Here is a 17238-nt window from a genome sequence, read left to right as displayed (position 1 = left end):
TAACTACTCTCATCTTTATAGAATACAGAATATGAAATTCTGTGCTTAGAAATGAATTATTAGATACTAGCTAACTGGTGCTTCCTCGAGCGAGGATATCTGGATACTTTTAAGAAACAGTTGGCCAGGAGGACGGATTGTGTTATTTTCAGCTATTAGTTGCCCCGCTAAGTAGCCTTACCGCTAGAATAACATTTCATATCCTGTTCATATATATTATCCTATGCTATCTTGTGTGGGTTATGGGTCGCATGAACGACGACATGTCCATGAATCGCCGCACCTACCTTCAAGCAGGCGTTATCGCTATGAGTGGGGTTGGTGGGTTGAAATCAATGGGACGCGCTAGTGCAGCACCGAATTTCTCATTAGCGGACACTGAGATCGGTGGTGGAGACGGATACGATCGAACAGTCTCGCCCGCGGACGCAGACGTTGTCATTTCAACGGCAGATGAACTGATCGAGGCATTCGATAATGCCGCCAGTGGTGACGTCCTGTATATCGCTGATGACGCCGTAATTGATTTGACCGGACGCCGAATCACGGTTCCAGCCGGCATTACTCTGGCCAGCGGTCGTGGAAGAGGCGGGAAGAGTGGTGGCCTCATTACGTGCACTCAGCGTACAGCTCGGATGCTCCAGATCTACGATGACGATGTGCGGATCACCGGCCTCCGCTTTCGGGGTTCGGAAGTCGGCTACTATGATCCAGCTGGGGATGCTTGGGAGTACAACTCACTCGCCCTGCGTGCGTACGGAAGCTGTGAGATCGACAATTGCGAGTTCTACGGTTGGACGCATGCCGGTATCGGGGTCGGAAGAAATACTACGGATTCCATGAGTTCCGATGCCCATGTTCATCACTGCTCAATTCATGATAACATGATGTCCGGTCTAGGCTATGGCATCATCGTCTACCGTGGTGACCCACTAATTGAGTACAATTACTTCAACGGCAACCGTCATAGTATTGCCGCGGACGGAACGTCGGGCTGTAACTATGAGGCACGATATAACGTTCAGGGACCCGATGGACTGATTTTCGGTTTCGAGATGCACAGTCCCGGCGGCAATCGAGTCGATATCCACCACAACACGTTCGAGTACGTCGAAAATCGCAATGGAAATGTTGCCCGTAGTGTTGCTATCCGCGGGACACCCAACGAGGGGGCGACAATTGAGAACAACTGGTTCTACAATTCGACCGACCCTGACGACAACCGCTACGTCGAAGGAGCGCCTGTTGTCCAGTATGATAACGACGCCAGCGGTGATGAATGGGACAATGTTATATTATCTGATAATCACTTCGGTGAAGACGAGCCTGCTGAAGATATTGGGCATCCCCGCGATGGCCCAGAGAGAGCACAGCTCCGAGTTTATGTCCGAGAAACCGGTGTAGAGGACGAATATCTTGAAGGAGCAACTGTCGGTATCACACCACATGACGGGACGGATATGAGTCGCTACGACGGTTCCTATCTAAACAGTACCCGAGAAGAAGGGGATTACTTCGGAACGTATGCCCTCTTTGAGGGGTTGCCGGTCGGAAACTATGATATCTTTGCAACGCACCCTGAGTACGAGGATAAGGTTTATCCAGACCTCGAGCTCGGGTCGACTGGACGTCAGCCACCGATTGTACTTGAGCCACGTGAAGAGCCGGAGCAGACCATTACTATCAGTGGCCGTGGCACGTTCGCTAGATATGAGTTTACTGTCTCCGGTACTGTTGAGAAATCGACTGCTAACGACGCAACTATCAACTCGTACGATAGTGTCGATGATTCGGTAGTATCCGGACGAACGACTCGTGAACCAGATTCGTATGAGTTTACTGGCGACATTACGGCATTCGAGTCGAGTTCTAATGTCGAGGTAATGCTCAATGGGGAACGTGTCGATCCCAGTGAGCTGTGAAAAAGTAACGCGAGTATTCGACGGAGTGAGAGGGGTTACTAGCCGATAAGACATCCTCCTTCTTGGCTGCTTATTAGGAGATGGGTATTTGATATATTCCGGATGTGAAATTAGCCTTATTATATTAATAGATTGATAATAATAAGCCAAAACAATTATGTATAGAGCGGTTAATGAAAAAACATGGAGAGACGAAAAATGCTCCTCGGCTGTGGTGCTGGAATCGCAACACTCGTCGCCGGCTGTACCGGTAACGAGGATGATGAAGATAACAACGATGATGGAACGGGCGGCAACGGTGATAACGGTGGCAACGGCGATAACGGTGGCAACGGCGATGATGGTCATGACGATAATAACGGCGACAACGGTCATGACGACGACAATGGAGACGAGAAAGACGACGGGAAGGAGGACGACAAGAAAGAAGACAACAATGACATCCCCGGCTTCGATAGAGACAGCTTCGAGATCGATAGTGACGTTATCAAGCTGAAGAAGCTCAAGTACAAAGATCACAGGCTTGACGTCCGGGTCATGCTGCTGACGACCGACCGAGAGGAATTGGCGGAAGAGCTTGAGGCTCTCGCACCCGGCTTTGAACAGGCAATTCGCAATGCCGATGCTGAAGAGTTCTTCGAAGAGGTTGAAGAGATCAAATTCACGCTCTACGATGAGAACAAGGAGACCCGGGTTGCAGTCTTCCTGGACATCGAGTGGCTCCAGCAGTTCGTGGACGACGACATGACGAACGAAGAATTCGTCAATCGGGTTCTCAATCAGATGGAACAGGCGGGTGCTGTCGACGATTCCTCGGACTCGTAGTTGAGGGTTTTATCCCTCTGTACTCCCTCTTCGGGTAGAGTTTTTATTAGCCGCTGAACAGGTACAACACCATTCCCTTATTGCGTGTAGGACGTCAAAGCAGAGAAGTATCTAGTACGTTACCTGTGGATAGAACTTTTTGCTACTGATTCACTACCGATACAGTGGAGCTTAAACGATCATTCTTGGATTTGACTGCCTATTCTGGTTTCCACGTTATTGCTAATTATCGTCATAATAAGTGAATGGATTTTGTGAATATAATCACATGAGAGAGAATAAGATGTAACGCTACTTTAGACTCAAGTATAATTTAGTTTATAAATAGATTAATATTCTTTTATCTGTAAGTAATGCTATGAACGGCAACAATGGAAATCAGCGTCGAATAGTAACAGACAGGATTATTCTGGCAGCTATCCGAAAACATATGCCGAGAGCGACTACTTCAGAGATTGCTGACGAAATCGGACTGTCGCCCCAAATAACGCGATATCGCCTGGGTCGATTAGAGGCACAAGGGGAACTTGAATCCGAAACGAGGGAAACAGGTAATCTCTGGCATGAAATATGAAATTTCTGTTGTGAATTCAGACAGGTCCTCTTGAGATTGCCATCACGAGTATCGGCTTGTAATCTCACAGGGAGAGAGGCTCGCTATTGCTACACAATCAAGTTAGCGTCACTAGCTAGGTCCCCCAATCAAACACCACCGTACAATGTTCTAGAAGGACGATAGATGAGATACAGCACTCTTGATTACGATTCTCGTACGATAGTTCTGAGTGAATACGATATGATCACCAAACTGGACACACCTACCAACAATTTGATTGCGTTATTTAAAATATATGACTAAATAGTCCAGTCGGCATATTTAATATAATAGCCGATATTAATCGTTTATGCAAGGCCCAAGTCGGCGGTATCCAGATGGAACCTGCCAAAGATGTGGAATGCCGCTCGTAGTTCAACCATGTTTAAATTGCATGGAGCGTCAAACGGGTCGGTGAAACGAAAATAGTTGATTGCAAATATATAGTCAGATCAATAATGCTTACAGATCAAGTGTGGATTTTTAAGCAACAGCTTCAATAGCTGCTTTAGATCTACTGATGGAGTACTGACAGGATGACTACTTCTTCACAAATAGTATCTCCAACGTACGTCATCGAAACAGGAACCGAGACACAGACTCGTCTTCAGCAAACGTCCAAGAGTAAACAGGACAGGGTCATTTGCGAGAAGGCTCTAATGCTTCGTCGATTGCTGTGGCAATTATGATGTTAGTATTTATATGATAGAAAGGCAATATGTACCGATATGGTATCAGTTGGTAAATTCCAATTGCTGTCCACATTGAGTGACGGGACGGTAGAATGCTTCAAACCGACAGTTAGCGACGAGGGTGAAGTTACGTATCCGAAGACGGAAGATCTGCTTGCTCACCAAGATGGTACGAGTGTCGAAGCACTGGATGCATTAGCTGAGAGGGAGTTCCTCCACAAAGAGTATACAACAAAAGTATACATCTGCCCATCCTGTCAGTCCGAAGGGCTGCAGTACATCACAGCGTGTCCGTTCTGTGAAGATACCCATACCGTCCATACCACCTTCTTCCAACACGAACAGTGTGGATTCACAGCTCAGTCAGAAAAATTCGAAATAGATGACTATGCGGATGAACAACGGTGTCCAGAGTGCGAAGAGGAAGTAGACTCATCTAATATAAACATCCTTCAAAAGCAGTTTTGCAAGGGATGTAGTGACTCGTTCGACCATCCAAGCCATCGACTCTGGTGTTTAGATTGTTTTCATCTGTGTGAGCCAGAAAAAGCGACTGAACAGACATTGTACGAGTATGAGTTGACTGAGAAAGGTGAGCACTGGCAGAAAACCCAATCCGGGACTAGAGAGCTGTTAGCTAACGAATTTGCTACTCGTGGATTTGATGTGACGCTTGATGCCGATGTGCAAACAGAGGAGGATAAGACATATAAAGCACATATTCATGCCACAGATGAACTACTTAATCAACAGATCGTAGCAGACATTCACTCAGTAGTCGATTCCGAGAAGATCAAACGGATCAACACGGTTGCAGAAGTAGTCTATGCACGACCTCTTCTTCTCGCGAGTGATGAGTCTGTATCTGATGATACACTACAGATTGCAAATCAGCATGGAGTGACGATGCTCTGGGTAGATCAAAGCGGATCCATACGACGATACGAATCAGTAAATGATGAATTCCGCGCTACTGGAAACATCATCGATCGGTTGTCATCAGCAGTTGGATTCACATCAACGAAAGGTGATTGATGAAGAGGCATAGTCGCTGTAACGGTAGCCCACCAGAGTTCTGTTGAGTAGACGTCTTTGCCATCTATTTTAGAAAGAAATCATCGCGTTCTACACTATTTCATCCCTTGGCAGCAAGGTTTTGTGCAGCTTAATATGATCGTCTACCAGTTATCAGCTCTGTAACTATGTAATCTACTCTTGATATATGAGCATGGACAAATCAGCGCTCTCCAGAAGACGAATACTGAGTCTCGGGGCCATTGGTGCTGCGAGCTTCGCCGGCTGTCTTGGTAGTTCCGATAATGGTGGCGAGGAGACTAACAATGATGATTCGGTTAGTGATGAGGTAGACTCTGATAACGAGACGGACGTGGATTCGAAGGATGACGAATCAGAGGGACTACCTGAAAACGGGGCAGTCGTTTTCGTATATGATGACGGGCCAATGAAGGATTATACGCAAGCATTTCCAGCCCATCAGGCCTTTGATGCTCCTGCGACAACCGGTATCATTACCAGTCGAATCGGACTTCAGGACTACAATGGCTACGATTGGATGGACGTCGAACAGCTCGAAGAACTCGAAGCTGCCGGCTGGGAGATCGCTTCGCACACAACCGAACACAGTGTTGTAGGAACCTATGAACTCGTCGAAGACGCAGATCCAGCGGATAATCGAGTTTATCCGGAAGAGATCCGGCATGGGTACTGGAAATCAAAAGATCTCGAAATCACCGATGGCGAAACAACCGTCACGCGTACTATTGTCGGTTATGATGAGGATGACGTAGGGAAATATATTGAACTTGATGAGTCAATAGGAGAATCATTCATGCGAGGTGAAACCGTTACGCGCTTCGGTGAGGAGGCGATGCACGAGGCACTGGGTGAGTCTAAACAGAAACTCGAGGACCTCGGGTTCGAAGTCGATTCGTTTCTCGCACCGTATGACAACTTCGACGACTACTCACGGAAGTTCGCTAGCGAATACTACAGCAGCATCGCAAATGCTGAGCATGGCTCGCGAATTAACTATCCGGACGAATTCGACCCGTTCTACACTCATCGGGACTACTTCATCGAATTCTCCAGCCCAGACAGTGTCAAAGCTGACTTGGATAAAATCGCCGAGCAAGGTTTGTTAGGCGTGCTTGGTGCTCATACATACAAAGAGGAAGTTACCGAAGAACGAATCTATGAAACACTTGAGTGGGTCGATGAGCGTGGGATCGAGGTACTGACGCTGCGTGAAGCATGTCAGATGGCTGAATAGGTCTACCTCACCAGTGTCTGCAACTGCCTCTCAAAATCTCTCTACTTTATGCAGGGTGTGTTCTGACTGCACCAGCCAGGTACCAATTAAGCCAGCGGCCGTTTCCAATGCCGCTTCGTGCTGGTGAGTATCAATGGTCTGAATAACTATTTGTCAACTGAATGTTAATTTATCCCTATTCGAAGATAGACGATATGCTAGAGTAGGGATGGTTCTAGTAACTGAATTTGAGTAAGAGTAATCTGAACTATATCTGTTTCAGGAGTAAATAGTAATATCAGATAAATACTATTAAATATGTGATGAACGAGCTAACTGGAGTCCAACGAGACCTGCTGTACATCATTGCCGGATGCGATGAGACGTATGAATTCAGGATCAAAGATAAACTCGAAAGGTACTACCAGACGGAAGTTACTCACGATCGTTTGTACCCGAATCTTGACGCGCTCGTCGATGATGAGCTACTTGATAGGAAGGAGCACAACGACCAGCCGGACGAGTATGTAATGACTGCTCAGGGACAGAAAGAAGTCGAAACTCGTCGCGAGTGGGAAAACAACTACCTTGAATCGAATTTTTCTGTTTAAGCGTGCTGAGACGGTTTCGCTGAATAAGCCACTACACACTGTTCCCGGCGAATATCAATTGAAGGGCAACTGCAAGTAGAGGAGAGATACAGCGCTGGATAGTTTTCGAGCCCTGTTCGGTGATAGGCTCACAGATCCACGGTTCAGTACGGCACCTTAGGTAGGATGCATCGTGCGCGTACAACAAGAACGAAGACGATCACCATTCACGAAGACCGAAAAGAAGTCCAGAGAATAATTCCGCCATCTTTCGCCATTCAGCTGTGAACGGCTCGCGCACCTGATTGAAGAATGAGAATAACGGACGTACCATATTGAGAAGCACCGGCTCAAGTTATCCGCCCTCCCTCACAAAGAATTAGACCGTCACCGCGATATCTGTAGGCAAGTCTACGACCGCTTGTTGTACCGTTCTCTGCGTACATTGGGACACTGTCTCGTCCATATGCCTGTATTTTAATTAAGCTACCAAACCACAGGATGTGATGGAACGATCTCAACGTTATACGCGGCAACATACCTTTGACTTCATCACCGAGTCGGCACTATGCTAGAGTGAGTGAGATCACTTTAGTGACTCATAAATCATTGCGACCATTTGTAATATTCATATGATATATAACTCAACTTTCTTCACATTGTGGTGTATATCAGCTTGTTCGGTTGAGGGTCTCAACTGGACAAGTTTCATCGAGATAAATGACAAGAGCGAAAGCGGTTGATGCTATCACAAAACAGGCTACTTCTGGCGACACACCCCAAAGAGCGAAGTGGATGAAATCAAACTCTATTAACATACGCTTCAGTATAATTATACTTATTCCGAAAAAAGTGAAAATAGTGCCAACTATGGCGGATTGTTCGCGTAGGATTCGATTCTTAATCATTCAATGTCACCTAGCAGTAATCCGATTATATCTGCTCTGCTTGCGACAGTGCTACGATCCTTCCCAAGTATAAACGTAACTAGAGGTTGAAATCGGTCGTTTGAAATATTCCTCATTGACTCCTTGTACCACAGTTGGCCACATAGTTATCATCTTATTATCACCAAGAAGAGGATTGATCTTGGTTGCTAATTGGTAGGCTGGCCTCTGCACTACGTTCAACCGAACAGATCAATGAAGGATCGTGTCGACAAAAGTACTTCACTCGATAGACGGCCTGACCGGGGGCACCGAGGTATCGTGATAGCTGTGAGGGAGTGGCGCCCAATAATGCGTACACTACTAGCGAATCGAACGCGAGAAGCGTACTCTCACTAATTAGCAGTCATTTACTAAGTTGAAATCGATAACGTAGGACCTGATGAGCAGAATCTCTCTTTCTGGTAATAGTGGTTGACCGTTGATAAGTAGTAAACCCGCTTACATTTATATACCGAAGATTAATATACTTAACTTAATAAGTATAGTATATGGTGAAGCCATCGAATCGTCGTAAGTTTCTCGCCACACTGGGAACGGGATCGCTTGCACTCACGGCGGGTTGTGCTGGTCAGTTATCCAGAAATTCGGGGGATAACAGCGATACTAACGGGAATAGTTCCGGCAGTAATGACAATTTACAGCAAGTAACACCACCGGCTATTAGCCATGGGGAGGTCGTTAGCAATTTTGATGACGATCTTGACGAGTGGTTCGCCGTTGATGGAAACGTAACGGCCGACGAGGAGACGACGCTGACTAGCTCACGAACTGCTCGCATCGAGAACACGGGCGTAAGCGCGGGGATTGCTCGTACATTCCCAGAGGGCTTGGACATGACGGACAAACACCTCTCGCTCGCAGTGCAAGTCGATACGCCCCGACCGGCACGGGTCACTGTTCGCGTGCTTGCTCCAGGAAATGCTGATCAGGTATGGAGTACTCGTGCGATTCTCAGTACCTACACAGGCTGGCTTCGGATGGATGTCGGCTATACTGGCCAACGTGGCGAACCGAACTTCGGTAACGTTCAGGAACTTCGGATAACTCTCGCTGATCCAAACCCTCCGGAGGCGAACGAAAAGCAGGGAGGGCAAGGAAACCAAACTAATCAGACCAATCAAAGCAATCAGAGTAATCAAACCACTCAGGAAGAACAGAGCGAGCAAGGCGATACTGGAATTCGCTTCTGGGTTGATGACCTGCGCACAACTCCCGCAGCTGATCAAGGTTACGTAATGTTGACATTTGACGATACGGTTGCTTCTCAGTATACCAATGCCTTTCCGCTATTCGAAGAGCGAGACATGCAAGGTGTTGCAGCAGTAGTGCCGGGGTCACTTAATCAGGATGAGCGTCTTTCGATTGGGAACTTGCGGGAAATGCGTGATGCTGGCTGGGACATCTCTTCGCATCCACAAGGGACTGCATTCCGGGAACTAGAGGATACAGAGGCGATCCAGCAGGATATCGAATCTGCTTATGAATACCTCAATAATCGAGGCTTTTCAGACGGTGCTCGCCATATGTTTGTGCCGTATCACCATGCGACCGAAGAGATCATGGAGATTACGCGCGAGTACCACGAGCTGAGTTCCTACTTCGGAGGGACACCGAACGCAGTGCCGTTGACAGATCCCCTGCACCTTTCGCGAGTGAATATGTTCGACATAGAGGGGTTCACCTCACAAATCGATATGGCTGCCGAGCATAATCAACTCGCCATTGGCCTTGCTCATGGCGTTGTTCCTGAAAGCGAAATCCAGAACGATCCACTTGCAGATACGACTACTCAACAGCTGGAAACGCTGCTTGATTATATCGAAGAGAGTGATGTGCAGTTAGTCACAGCTTCCGAACTGCTTGATAATCAGGACAGTCTCTGAGGGCAGGGGTCATTGATAGGCGCTTACAGCGCTCTTTCAGTATCACAGAACGCTATTCGTCAGAGCGGTTCATCTCAGAAACACACAGCAGGCTACTCAGAAACCTCCAAGTTGGCAGGGGCACCGACTCCAGACTCACTAGGTGCATCAAGGCCATAGTGATTACCGGAGAATTCCCAGTCGTGCCAATTGCTGCCAACATTGACCTGTCGATAGGGCACAGGTTCGTAGCCCGCGTTTGCGACGTTCTCTACAGTGCCGTCAACGTCATGAAGGAACCAACAGTTCTCGGTGACATATTGGTCCTCAGGATAGCCTCGGAAGACGATTGCCTGCGCGTTCTGTCCCTCGATATTGTGGGTGAATCCAAATGTACAGCGACGGACCTCAACGCGGTCACCTGCAGTAAGATCGTCACCATAGCCATTTTCGGCTAAACAGTGCATGTCGACGGCGTGGCTATACGTCGAGGGGCCAAACACGCAATCCTCGAGGGTGTAGCCACACTCAGGATGGCCAAATCCACTAATCGAATGGCATGTTGCGTTGAAATAGCTCATTTCGATCGTCGGATGGCCATTGAGCACGTCGACGACGTACCCTGCTCCAACCATCATACAGTCATGACCGTAGATATGGTGGATATGTGGTGAGACGACCGTCGAGGAGGAGCCGATAGTAATGGCCTGCATAGGCCAGCCGTAGAGCTCACAGTTGTCTATTTCAACATCGTCATCGATGATCCACAGTCCACGAGCATAGTGGTCTCGGCGCATTTCCTGCCGCTCTTCGTAGGTCTCCCCATCAGCCAGTGGAATATAGCCAGGGTACTCTTCGTTGTCATAGTGATCGTGATACGGACCTCGATACCGAATTCCGCTGATCCGAGAGTCACCCGCTACCGTGATAACACCACGTCCGTTCGATCCACCATCCCATGCAGGAGAATCATCGCCATGATCGGTCGTATACAGTAGCGCGCCCTCTGAGCCATTGACACCGCGATCCGAGACGAGTGTTTGATTCGAGAGTTCGTAATCATCACCCGAGAGATCGATTTCAGTATCGCCAGGGATACCGATTACGTCAACGTTACTGTTGAACGCGTCCGTCAGCGAGTCACGATCCTCGACTATGATATCGGCATCTTCGAGACCGAGATCGGTTTCATACCCTGTTCCACCAGCGATATCGCGACCTTGAAGGCAGTTGAGAACCTGCTCGTTCGTGAAATACATTGTTCTACTATCATTATCACCATCATTCGCCTGGACAGCCATCGACAATCCACCAATACTGCTCACACCGACTGTACTCATGAAAGTCCGTCGCGTCCAGTTGCTACTTGGTTCCGTGTCGTTCGTGAATGGTCGTTCAACCATTATTCAAGTGGATAAGACATAAGCAAATAATTATATTGAGGGTAACAATTTGCAAACTCGATTATAAAACCGCTAATCGGGAGACTAGTAGCGTGTACACTTGATCTAAAAGGAGACACAGCTATGCAGGGCGTTTAGAGGGTGAAAGATCCACAGAGGCGGCCACTTCCCGAACATGATACTAGTACGAGAAGGCGAATTGAAGTTTGTACTGTGGCCTATCCCCTAGTCAGTGATTGAGCTGCTATCCAAACTTGAACTGGGAAAAGAATTACTGAAATCGAGGTCTATCTTCTAATTATCCGTCGCAGTATGAGATGAGGAAGAACTCTCACTCCTGAATAGATCATCGCGGAGTTCACTTGTTACTCTGCAGGTGACGCCTTGGTCGTCGATATACGCCATCGTCTCCCGAAGTCCATCAGGATCAACCGATGGGTCGTTATCCTCGATAACGTCGTGATAACAGAGCACTAGAGTGTCGGTTGGGATCTGATCATCAAGCAATATATCAATCAATTCTAGTGACCGTTTGACGTTGTCACCAGGATGTCGGTTCACGGAGAGAGGTGAACTGATCCGTCGGTTTATCGCGCCGCGCTGTTCGCTGGTCGCGAAATCGTAATAATCGGCGGCAATATCCATCGTTTCGGTGGTGAACGAACCAAACGGATAGGCGAGCATTGAGGCAGCCTGTTCGAAGCCGTGATCGAGTAGCCAGCGTTTCGAGTTCTCGAGCTCGGCTCGCTGTTCGTCCAGAGAGAGTTCACCTGTGCGTTGATGACTCTGTGTATGGCTTGCGAACTCCCAGCCGGCGTCCTGCATTTCATTCATCTGGTCGAGGGTGAGACTCCCTGTATTGCCGATCCGCCCAGTAACAGTGTAGACCGTCGCCGGGATGTCGTACTGGCGCATAATCGGGAATGCGGTATCGTAGGTCGACCGAAGTGAGTCGTCAAACTGGATGAACAAGCAGGGGTCCTGATTGACCGGAACCGCTCGGAGGTCGCTGATATACCAGTCGATGTCATTGCCGCCCCACGAGATCGTCATATACGACTCCGTAGTTGAATCGAGATTAGAGATATCGTTGATCCCTAGATCGTAGCGGATCCAACCCGGTTCATCGATTTTGTAGCGTGTCCGAAATTCAAGTGTTTGTCCACACTCGGGAGCATTGACATCGAACGATGGCGAGTAATGAGTACCTGGAGTGTCGATATACATAGCGAGCGAGAATGAGGTCTGTGTCAGATCGTAGCCATCAATTGGGACCCGGACCGCGACCCCATCGTCGTCAGTAGCAGTGAGACGAACAGATGGAAAATCACGATACTGGTGTTTTGTCGAGCGCTCAATCGATCCGGATAGCACGTCCCACTCGTCGAGGGATGTCCCATCTCGCCATTGATCACCGACGTCCCACAGCTCCTCACGCGGATCGCCATCAAGGAATAGCGTAGGACTCTCGGGTTCGGTCTCAACAGTCGGTTCCGGGTCGGTGTCAGTTTCGTTTTTCGTCTCTTGAGAGGGAGTCTTCTGGCTACTCGACTGCGAAGGAGCGTCTCCGAGGCAGCCAGAGAGACATGCTGTACTGGCTGCCATGAGAAATGTTCGTTTTGTTATCGACCGGTCTTCTTCACTCATCTACTTTCTACTAGAAGCAGGAACACGATATCAGATAGTTATGAACATAATAACAGCAATTCTATGTTTATTGATTATCATAATAGCAAATTCTATCTTCAATAGGAGATGACTCCTATCCACATATAGGAGAAGTCCAGTAGAGTCAGCAATCACGGGAATATACTACGGTTCATCGTAGAAACAGAAAGTCCGTGGCGTCAGTACAGAGTCAGTGCATGTGATAGAGCACTAAGTAACTGAAGAGTCCGACCCAACTGATCGTCAACAAGAAGAGTGGAGAAACGACACTAAACCACCCCAACAGAAGAACGAAACAGCCACTTATGATGAGCGGAACAGTGTACTGACTTGCGAGGCTGGGGAGCCAAGCGAATGGTGAACTGAGTATGCTCGGATCCGACCGAGTGAGGGATTCGAGTTTGAGATGTCGATCTATGTCGTCGATTCGGTCGGTCCGCCGAACCAAGCCAGTTGATCGATTGTACTCGATACAATCGTGATCAACTAACGTCGGAATGTGAGTCTGATAGAGTGAAATATATACTCGTTGTCGCTGTTTCGCGGTAAGCTGGTCGATAGTCGTGTCATATTCTTGTGCAGCAACCCAATCAGCGAGAGCACGCAGCTCGACGTCTTCGCTATGGGTGCTGAAATACCGGAGGACCTCCCTCCGGCGTTGATTCGAGAGAAGTTGAAACAACTCATCTCGTGATGGGGCGTCGATCTCCTGCGATTGGTGCTGATCCGGATAGCTCGCTATCGGTAGATTACTTGTTGACATCGTTGGGGGAGTTACTGGTCGTCTTGTGATTCCAGGGGTCGAAGGGCGATCTGCAACCCTCGCCGGCGCTCTTCATCCAGCAATGGCTTGCCCGCCAACGGCGCGTCCAAATTCACCGGCGCCCCCACCCCCGGCTCATGCGGGGTTCCCACCCCATACTGATTGTTCGCGAACGTCCAGTCCACCCACTCCTCGCCCACGTTCACCTGCCGATACGGTACCGGCTCGTAGCCCTCATTCGCTACGTTCGCTACTGGCTCCGACCCATCGATCTCATGCATGAATCGGTTGTTCTCCGTTACATACTCGTCTTCCGGATACCCACGGAACACGATCGCTTGCGCGTTCTGCCCCTCGATGTTCTCCATGAATGTGAACGTACACCGACGGACCTCCACTCGATCGCCCGCCGTCAAGTTCCCTTCATCCCCGTTCTCCGCCAGCGCATGCATATCCACCGCGTGCGACGTCGTGATCGGCCCGAACACCGAATCCTCGAGCGTATATCCACACTCGGGATGGCCGAACCCACTGATCGCGTGGCGCGTCGCGTTGAAATAACTCATCTCGATCCGCGGATGCCCGTTGAAGATGTCGATTACATACCCTGCTCCCACCATCATGCAATCATGTCCGTAGATATGATGGATGTGCGGTGAGACGGGGAGTGACGCCGCCCCGACCGCGATCGCCTGGACGGGCCACCCGTAGAGCTCACAGTTGTCGATCTCGATCTCGTCGCTCAACAAACGCAATCCGCGAGCATAGCGTTCTTGACGCATCGCCTGGCGATCGGCATACGTTGTGCCATCGTCCAACGGGATATATCCCGGATACGCAGGATTGTCGTTGTAATCGTGGAACGGCCCACGGTAGCGCACGCCGCTGATGCGGGCATTCCCGCGGACAGTGATCACGCCGCGGCCGTTCGACCCGCCGTCCCAGGCGGGCGAGTCAGCACCGCGATCGCTCGTATAGAGGAGGGCGCCGGGTGAGCCATCATCCCCGCGGTCGGAGATGATCGTCTGGTCGGCGAGTTCATAGTCTCGCCCTGAGAGATCGATGCGAGTGTGGCCCTCGATGCCGATGACGTCGGCGGTGCTGTTGAGTGCACTGACGAGCGCGTCCTGGTCGTCGACGATGACGTCGGCGTCGTCGAGGCTGATGTCGGCGTGGTAGCCGGTGCCGCCGGCGATGGGGCGATCGTGAAGGGCTTCTTGGATGCGCTGGTTGGTGTAGTACTCTGGCATGAGTGTTGTATGGTGTGGGTTAGTTGGTCTGAGATGGTATTGGAATGTGATTTCAGCCGTTAGAGGTGAGCGTCCTCGTGGGCAGCGACGTGCAGATCGAAGTAGTAGTACCAGTAACGGTTGCTCTCGTATCCGGGTTTCGCCCCGCCGTAGAGTTCGAGGCCGTCGCGACTCTGGCTCTCCCACCCGCTCCACGCGCTGCGTCGCAGCGGGAAGCCCCCGTCGCGCGTGAGGAGGTACTCTCCAGGGTCGAGCGCCATATCGAGATTGATCTCGTTGATCCCGGCGTCGACGGTAATGTCGCGCTCTTGGACGGGATCGAACTGGTTGTTACCGTCATAGTTGGCGACGACGGCGGTGAAGGTACCGGATTGGTCGGCATCGACGGTGGCGCTGCCGAGATGGATGGGCTGGTCGGTTTCGAAGTGGATGCCCCAGCGACTGGCGCCGTGTTGCTGTCCACGGACGGCGGAGCCGATGCGGCGGGCAGGGAATTCGAGGGCGTCGGCAGCGCGTTCGAGGCGCCCGAGGACCTCGTCGAACGCGCGGAGGTCGACGTTTCCTTCGGTAGCGTTTTCGAGTTCGATGACGGGGTCAGTGGGTTCGGGGGAGGTTTGTGCGGCGGCGGCGGTGGTAGCGAGGCCGGCGGCGCCGAGGGCACCGATGAAGGTGCGGCGGGTCCAATGGTTCGAGTCGGTGGTGTCTGCGGGGGTTTGGTCAGCCATATCTACGATTTGTGAAAGTAGAGGTACACATATATTTTTAATCTGACTAAGGGCTCACTAAGGCGGTTACTAAGCGGTGAGTCCCGACCTCATCTGCGATTGAACAGAGACGCTGTTCGCCCACGCGACTAACTTGGCCTCGAAAATGAGCTCTACAGTCAACTACCCCGTCCTGAGTGCCTTCGGCGTCATCAGAACGCTTCGCGTCTCGTGAATATTCTGAGGACGGGGCTTGCGTGGTGTCGGTCGGGAGTTGTGGTCCCAGACGACTTGTGTGCCGGTGCGGTCGGCAGAGGCACTCTAATTGGACGTGACGTCGGCGACTTCGCAGCACATCGAGCGTGCTCGGAGTGGTGGCGTCGCCGGTCCGTCTTTCGGAACGGGTTGACTGCGGCCCGTCCGGAGCGAGGAACCAAACTGTCCCAGTACCGCATTGTTTGTTCAGCACCCGTTGCCGAGCCGTCTGAAGCCCGCTTCGGACTATGGAGGACGACGGCCGGGCGATCCTCCCCTCCATTCTCTATCGCTCGCTTCGCTCGCGCTTGAGAAGGGAACTCCGCGCTACCGTTTACTTGAACGAAGCTCGATAATGGTCGCCGCACAGCGACGAACAGGACTGGTGCTGAACTGACAAGATGTGGCGTTCGACGGAATGCGATATAGCCGTCGATTCGTCACTGTGCAAATTTTATCACGTTCCAATATATATTAAATCTATTCCTTTTTGTTAAAAATATTTTATTTCAGCTACAGGAACGTCCATCGACAACTGTTTGCTATGTTTTCTTAGACAACTAGACATTAGTGGCTAGAACATAAATTAAGCAACAAAACTACTAAATAATATGGGTTCTTACTGGTATGTACGGGTAGAAAATACCCGTGTGTGTGTGTGTTCGATTGGTCCGCCGATTACTCCTAGTCGGCTCCAATCCTACACTCATGTTTCTGGGGCACGATCTAATTGTCTCCACAGCCATTACTGCCGCTGACAGTAGGAACCATGTCGACAAACAGCGGTTCGAATGCCAATGCGAATTCTCCGAAAGAACCCGATCTAGTGAGTTGGTATACGCGATAGCGTGTTATTAACGACTACGAGACTCCACTATCTGGCGAATCTGAGGAAGTGTGGTAGGCGGGAGAGACGTCGGCGACAGCCACTGATACTCGAGAATTCCCTCCCTCTCGTTCGATTCTGGAATCGATAGAAGGGAGCACTCAAAAACCGTATAGACTGAGAACGTCTTCTGCTTACTTGAGTGGGCGTACCAGACTGTTGTGACTGGCTTGTCAATTACTGCTTGGCATCTTAGCTCTTCAAATAGTTCTCGAGTAAGACACTCAGCTAACGATTCGTTCGCCTTCACTCCACCACCAGGAAGCGTCCAGAATGGGGAACCGTCCGTGTGCTGTTCTTTTACCAAAAGGACTCGGTTCGCTGTTGAGACGAACGCTTTTGTCCCATGTCTGATTTGCAGTACTGTCGGTTGTGACGGGAGTCCCTCTTCAGTAGAAAACCATTGCAGAGGTTCCAATCCCATACTATATCCTACTATTTACACCACAACTATATCAATATTATCCGTGTATTTTAATCTCGTCATACGATAGAGTACTGATCCCACTAAAGGGATGTAGATTAGTTGTCACCTGAATGAGTGATAAGACGAATTCGACGGCCCATAGGATTAATAATGCGGAGGATAAATTCCACATAATAT

General features: G+C 49.8%; 13 protein-coding genes. 7 read left to right on the top strand and 6 right to left on the bottom strand.

The features are described 5' to 3' along the window. Positions 1-251: 251 nt before the first annotated feature. The 7 genes from HACJB3_RS02785 to HACJB3_RS02765 all read left to right on the top strand — a co-directional run bounded on the left by HACJB3_RS02785 (position 252) and on the right by HACJB3_RS02765 (position 9726). Positions 252-1922, top strand: a complete 1671-nt coding sequence (locus HACJB3_RS02785; RefSeq protein ID WP_008418173.1) for a right-handed parallel beta-helix repeat-containing protein — start codon at positions 252-254, stop codon at positions 1920-1922. 183 nt (positions 1923-2105) lie between these two features. Next, positions 2106-2747 (top strand): hypothetical protein, encoded by a 642-nt coding sequence (locus HACJB3_RS02780; RefSeq protein ID WP_148258226.1) that lies wholly within the window; start codon positions 2106-2108, stop codon positions 2745-2747. A 358-nt stretch (positions 2748-3105) separates the two neighbouring features. Beyond that, entirely contained in the window at positions 3106-3321 is a 216-nt protein-coding gene (locus tag HACJB3_RS21215; RefSeq protein ID WP_081461299.1) for a winged helix-turn-helix transcriptional regulator, read from the top strand. Positions 3322-4070: 749 nt separating this feature from the next. After that, a complete protein-coding gene (locus tag HACJB3_RS19540; RefSeq protein ID WP_148258225.1) occupies positions 4071-5069 on the top strand; it encodes a TackOD1 domain-containing metal-binding protein in 999 nt (332 codons plus the stop codon). Positions 5070-5256: 187 nt separating this feature from the next. Further along, a complete protein-coding gene (locus HACJB3_RS02775; RefSeq protein ID WP_008418175.1) occupies positions 5257-6324 on the top strand; it encodes a polysaccharide deacetylase family protein in 1068 nt (355 codons plus the stop codon). A gap of 302 nt (positions 6325-6626) precedes the next feature. Beyond that, on the top strand, positions 6627-6914 hold the full coding sequence (locus HACJB3_RS02770) for a PadR family transcriptional regulator (protein ID WP_008418176.1): 288 nt from the start codon (positions 6627-6629) through the stop codon (positions 6912-6914). 1417 nt (positions 6915-8331) lie between these two features. Further along, entirely contained in the window at positions 8332-9726 is a 1395-nt protein-coding gene (locus HACJB3_RS02765; RefSeq protein WP_238532806.1) for a polysaccharide deacetylase family protein, read from the top strand. 92 nt (positions 9727-9818) lie between these two features. Here HACJB3_RS02765 and HACJB3_RS02760 read toward each other — a convergent pair whose 3' ends face one another. From HACJB3_RS02760 to HACJB3_RS21210, 6 genes are all read right to left on the bottom strand, one after another. Next, on the bottom strand, positions 9819-11045 hold the full coding sequence (locus tag HACJB3_RS02760; RefSeq protein WP_238532805.1) for a hypothetical protein: 1227 nt from the start codon (positions 11043-11045) through the stop codon (positions 9819-9821). 357 nt (positions 11046-11402) lie between these two features. Then, positions 11403-12755, bottom strand: a complete 1353-nt coding sequence (locus HACJB3_RS02755) for a polysaccharide deacetylase family protein (RefSeq protein ID WP_238532804.1) — start codon at positions 12753-12755, stop codon at positions 11403-11405. 211 nt (positions 12756-12966) lie between these two features. After that, positions 12967-13539: a DUF7344 domain-containing protein gene (locus HACJB3_RS21330; protein WP_008418183.1), complete on the bottom strand. Its 573-nt coding sequence runs from the start codon at positions 13537-13539 to the stop codon at positions 12967-12969. 11 nt (positions 13540-13550) lie between these two features. Next, complete coding sequence (locus HACJB3_RS02745) at positions 13551-14789, bottom strand: hypothetical protein (RefSeq protein WP_008418185.1); 1239 nt, start codon at positions 14787-14789, stop codon at positions 13551-13553. A gap of 59 nt (positions 14790-14848) precedes the next feature. Then, a complete protein-coding gene (locus HACJB3_RS02740) occupies positions 14849-15514 on the bottom strand; it encodes a hypothetical protein (RefSeq protein WP_013199357.1) in 666 nt (221 codons plus the stop codon). 1088 nt (positions 15515-16602) lie between these two features. After that, positions 16603-17058 carry an NUDIX hydrolase gene (locus tag HACJB3_RS21210; protein WP_148258224.1) on the bottom strand — a complete coding sequence of 152 codons (456 nt, stop codon included), beginning with the start codon at positions 17056-17058 and terminating at the stop codon, positions 16603-16605. Positions 17059-17238: the final 180 nt, after the last annotated feature.

The sequence above is a fragment of the Halalkalicoccus jeotgali B3 genome (assembly GCF_000196895.1).
Taxonomy (GTDB): domain Archaea; phylum Halobacteriota; class Halobacteria; order Halobacteriales; family Halalkalicoccaceae; genus Halalkalicoccus; species Halalkalicoccus jeotgali.
The sequence above is the reverse complement of the archived record's forward strand: the minus strand, read 5'-3'. Positions and strand labels throughout refer to the sequence as shown.

Excerpts from the sequence above, each read along its gene's own strand:
- HACJB3_RS02785 (WP_008418173.1), top strand. The coding sequence starts at position 252 with ATGAACGACGACATGTCCATGAATCGCCGCACCTACCTTCAAGCAGGC.
- HACJB3_RS02780 (WP_148258226.1), top strand. The coding sequence starts at position 2,106 with ATGGAGAGACGAAAAATGCTCCTCGGCTGTGGTGCTGGAATCGCAACA.
- HACJB3_RS21215 (WP_081461299.1), top strand. The coding sequence starts at position 3,106 with ATGAACGGCAACAATGGAAATCAGCGTCGAATAGTAACAGACAGGATT.
- HACJB3_RS19540 (WP_148258225.1), top strand. The coding sequence starts at position 4,071 with ATGGTATCAGTTGGTAAATTCCAATTGCTGTCCACATTGAGTGACGGG.
- HACJB3_RS02775 (WP_008418175.1), top strand. The coding sequence starts at position 5,257 with ATGAGCATGGACAAATCAGCGCTCTCCAGAAGACGAATACTGAGTCTC.
- HACJB3_RS02770 (WP_008418176.1), top strand. The coding sequence starts at position 6,627 with ATGAACGAGCTAACTGGAGTCCAACGAGACCTGCTGTACATCATTGCC.
- HACJB3_RS02765 (WP_238532806.1), top strand. The coding sequence starts at position 8,332 with ATGGTGAAGCCATCGAATCGTCGTAAGTTTCTCGCCACACTGGGAACG.
- HACJB3_RS02760 (WP_238532805.1), bottom strand. The coding sequence starts at position 11,045 with ATGAGTACAGTCGGTGTGAGCAGTATTGGTGGATTGTCGATGGCTGTC.
- HACJB3_RS02755 (WP_238532804.1), bottom strand. The coding sequence starts at position 12,755 with ATGAGTGAAGAAGACCGGTCGATAACAAAACGAACATTTCTCATGGCA.
- HACJB3_RS21330 (WP_008418183.1), bottom strand. The coding sequence starts at position 13,539 with ATGTCAACAAGTAATCTACCGATAGCGAGCTATCCGGATCAGCACCAA.
- HACJB3_RS02745 (WP_008418185.1), bottom strand. The coding sequence starts at position 14,789 with ATGCCAGAGTACTACACCAACCAGCGCATCCAAGAAGCCCTTCACGAT.
- HACJB3_RS02740 (WP_013199357.1), bottom strand. The coding sequence starts at position 15,514 with ATGGCTGACCAAACCCCCGCAGACACCACCGACTCGAACCATTGGACC.
- HACJB3_RS21210 (WP_148258224.1), bottom strand. The coding sequence starts at position 17,058 with ATGGGATTGGAACCTCTGCAATGGTTTTCTACTGAAGAGGGACTCCCG.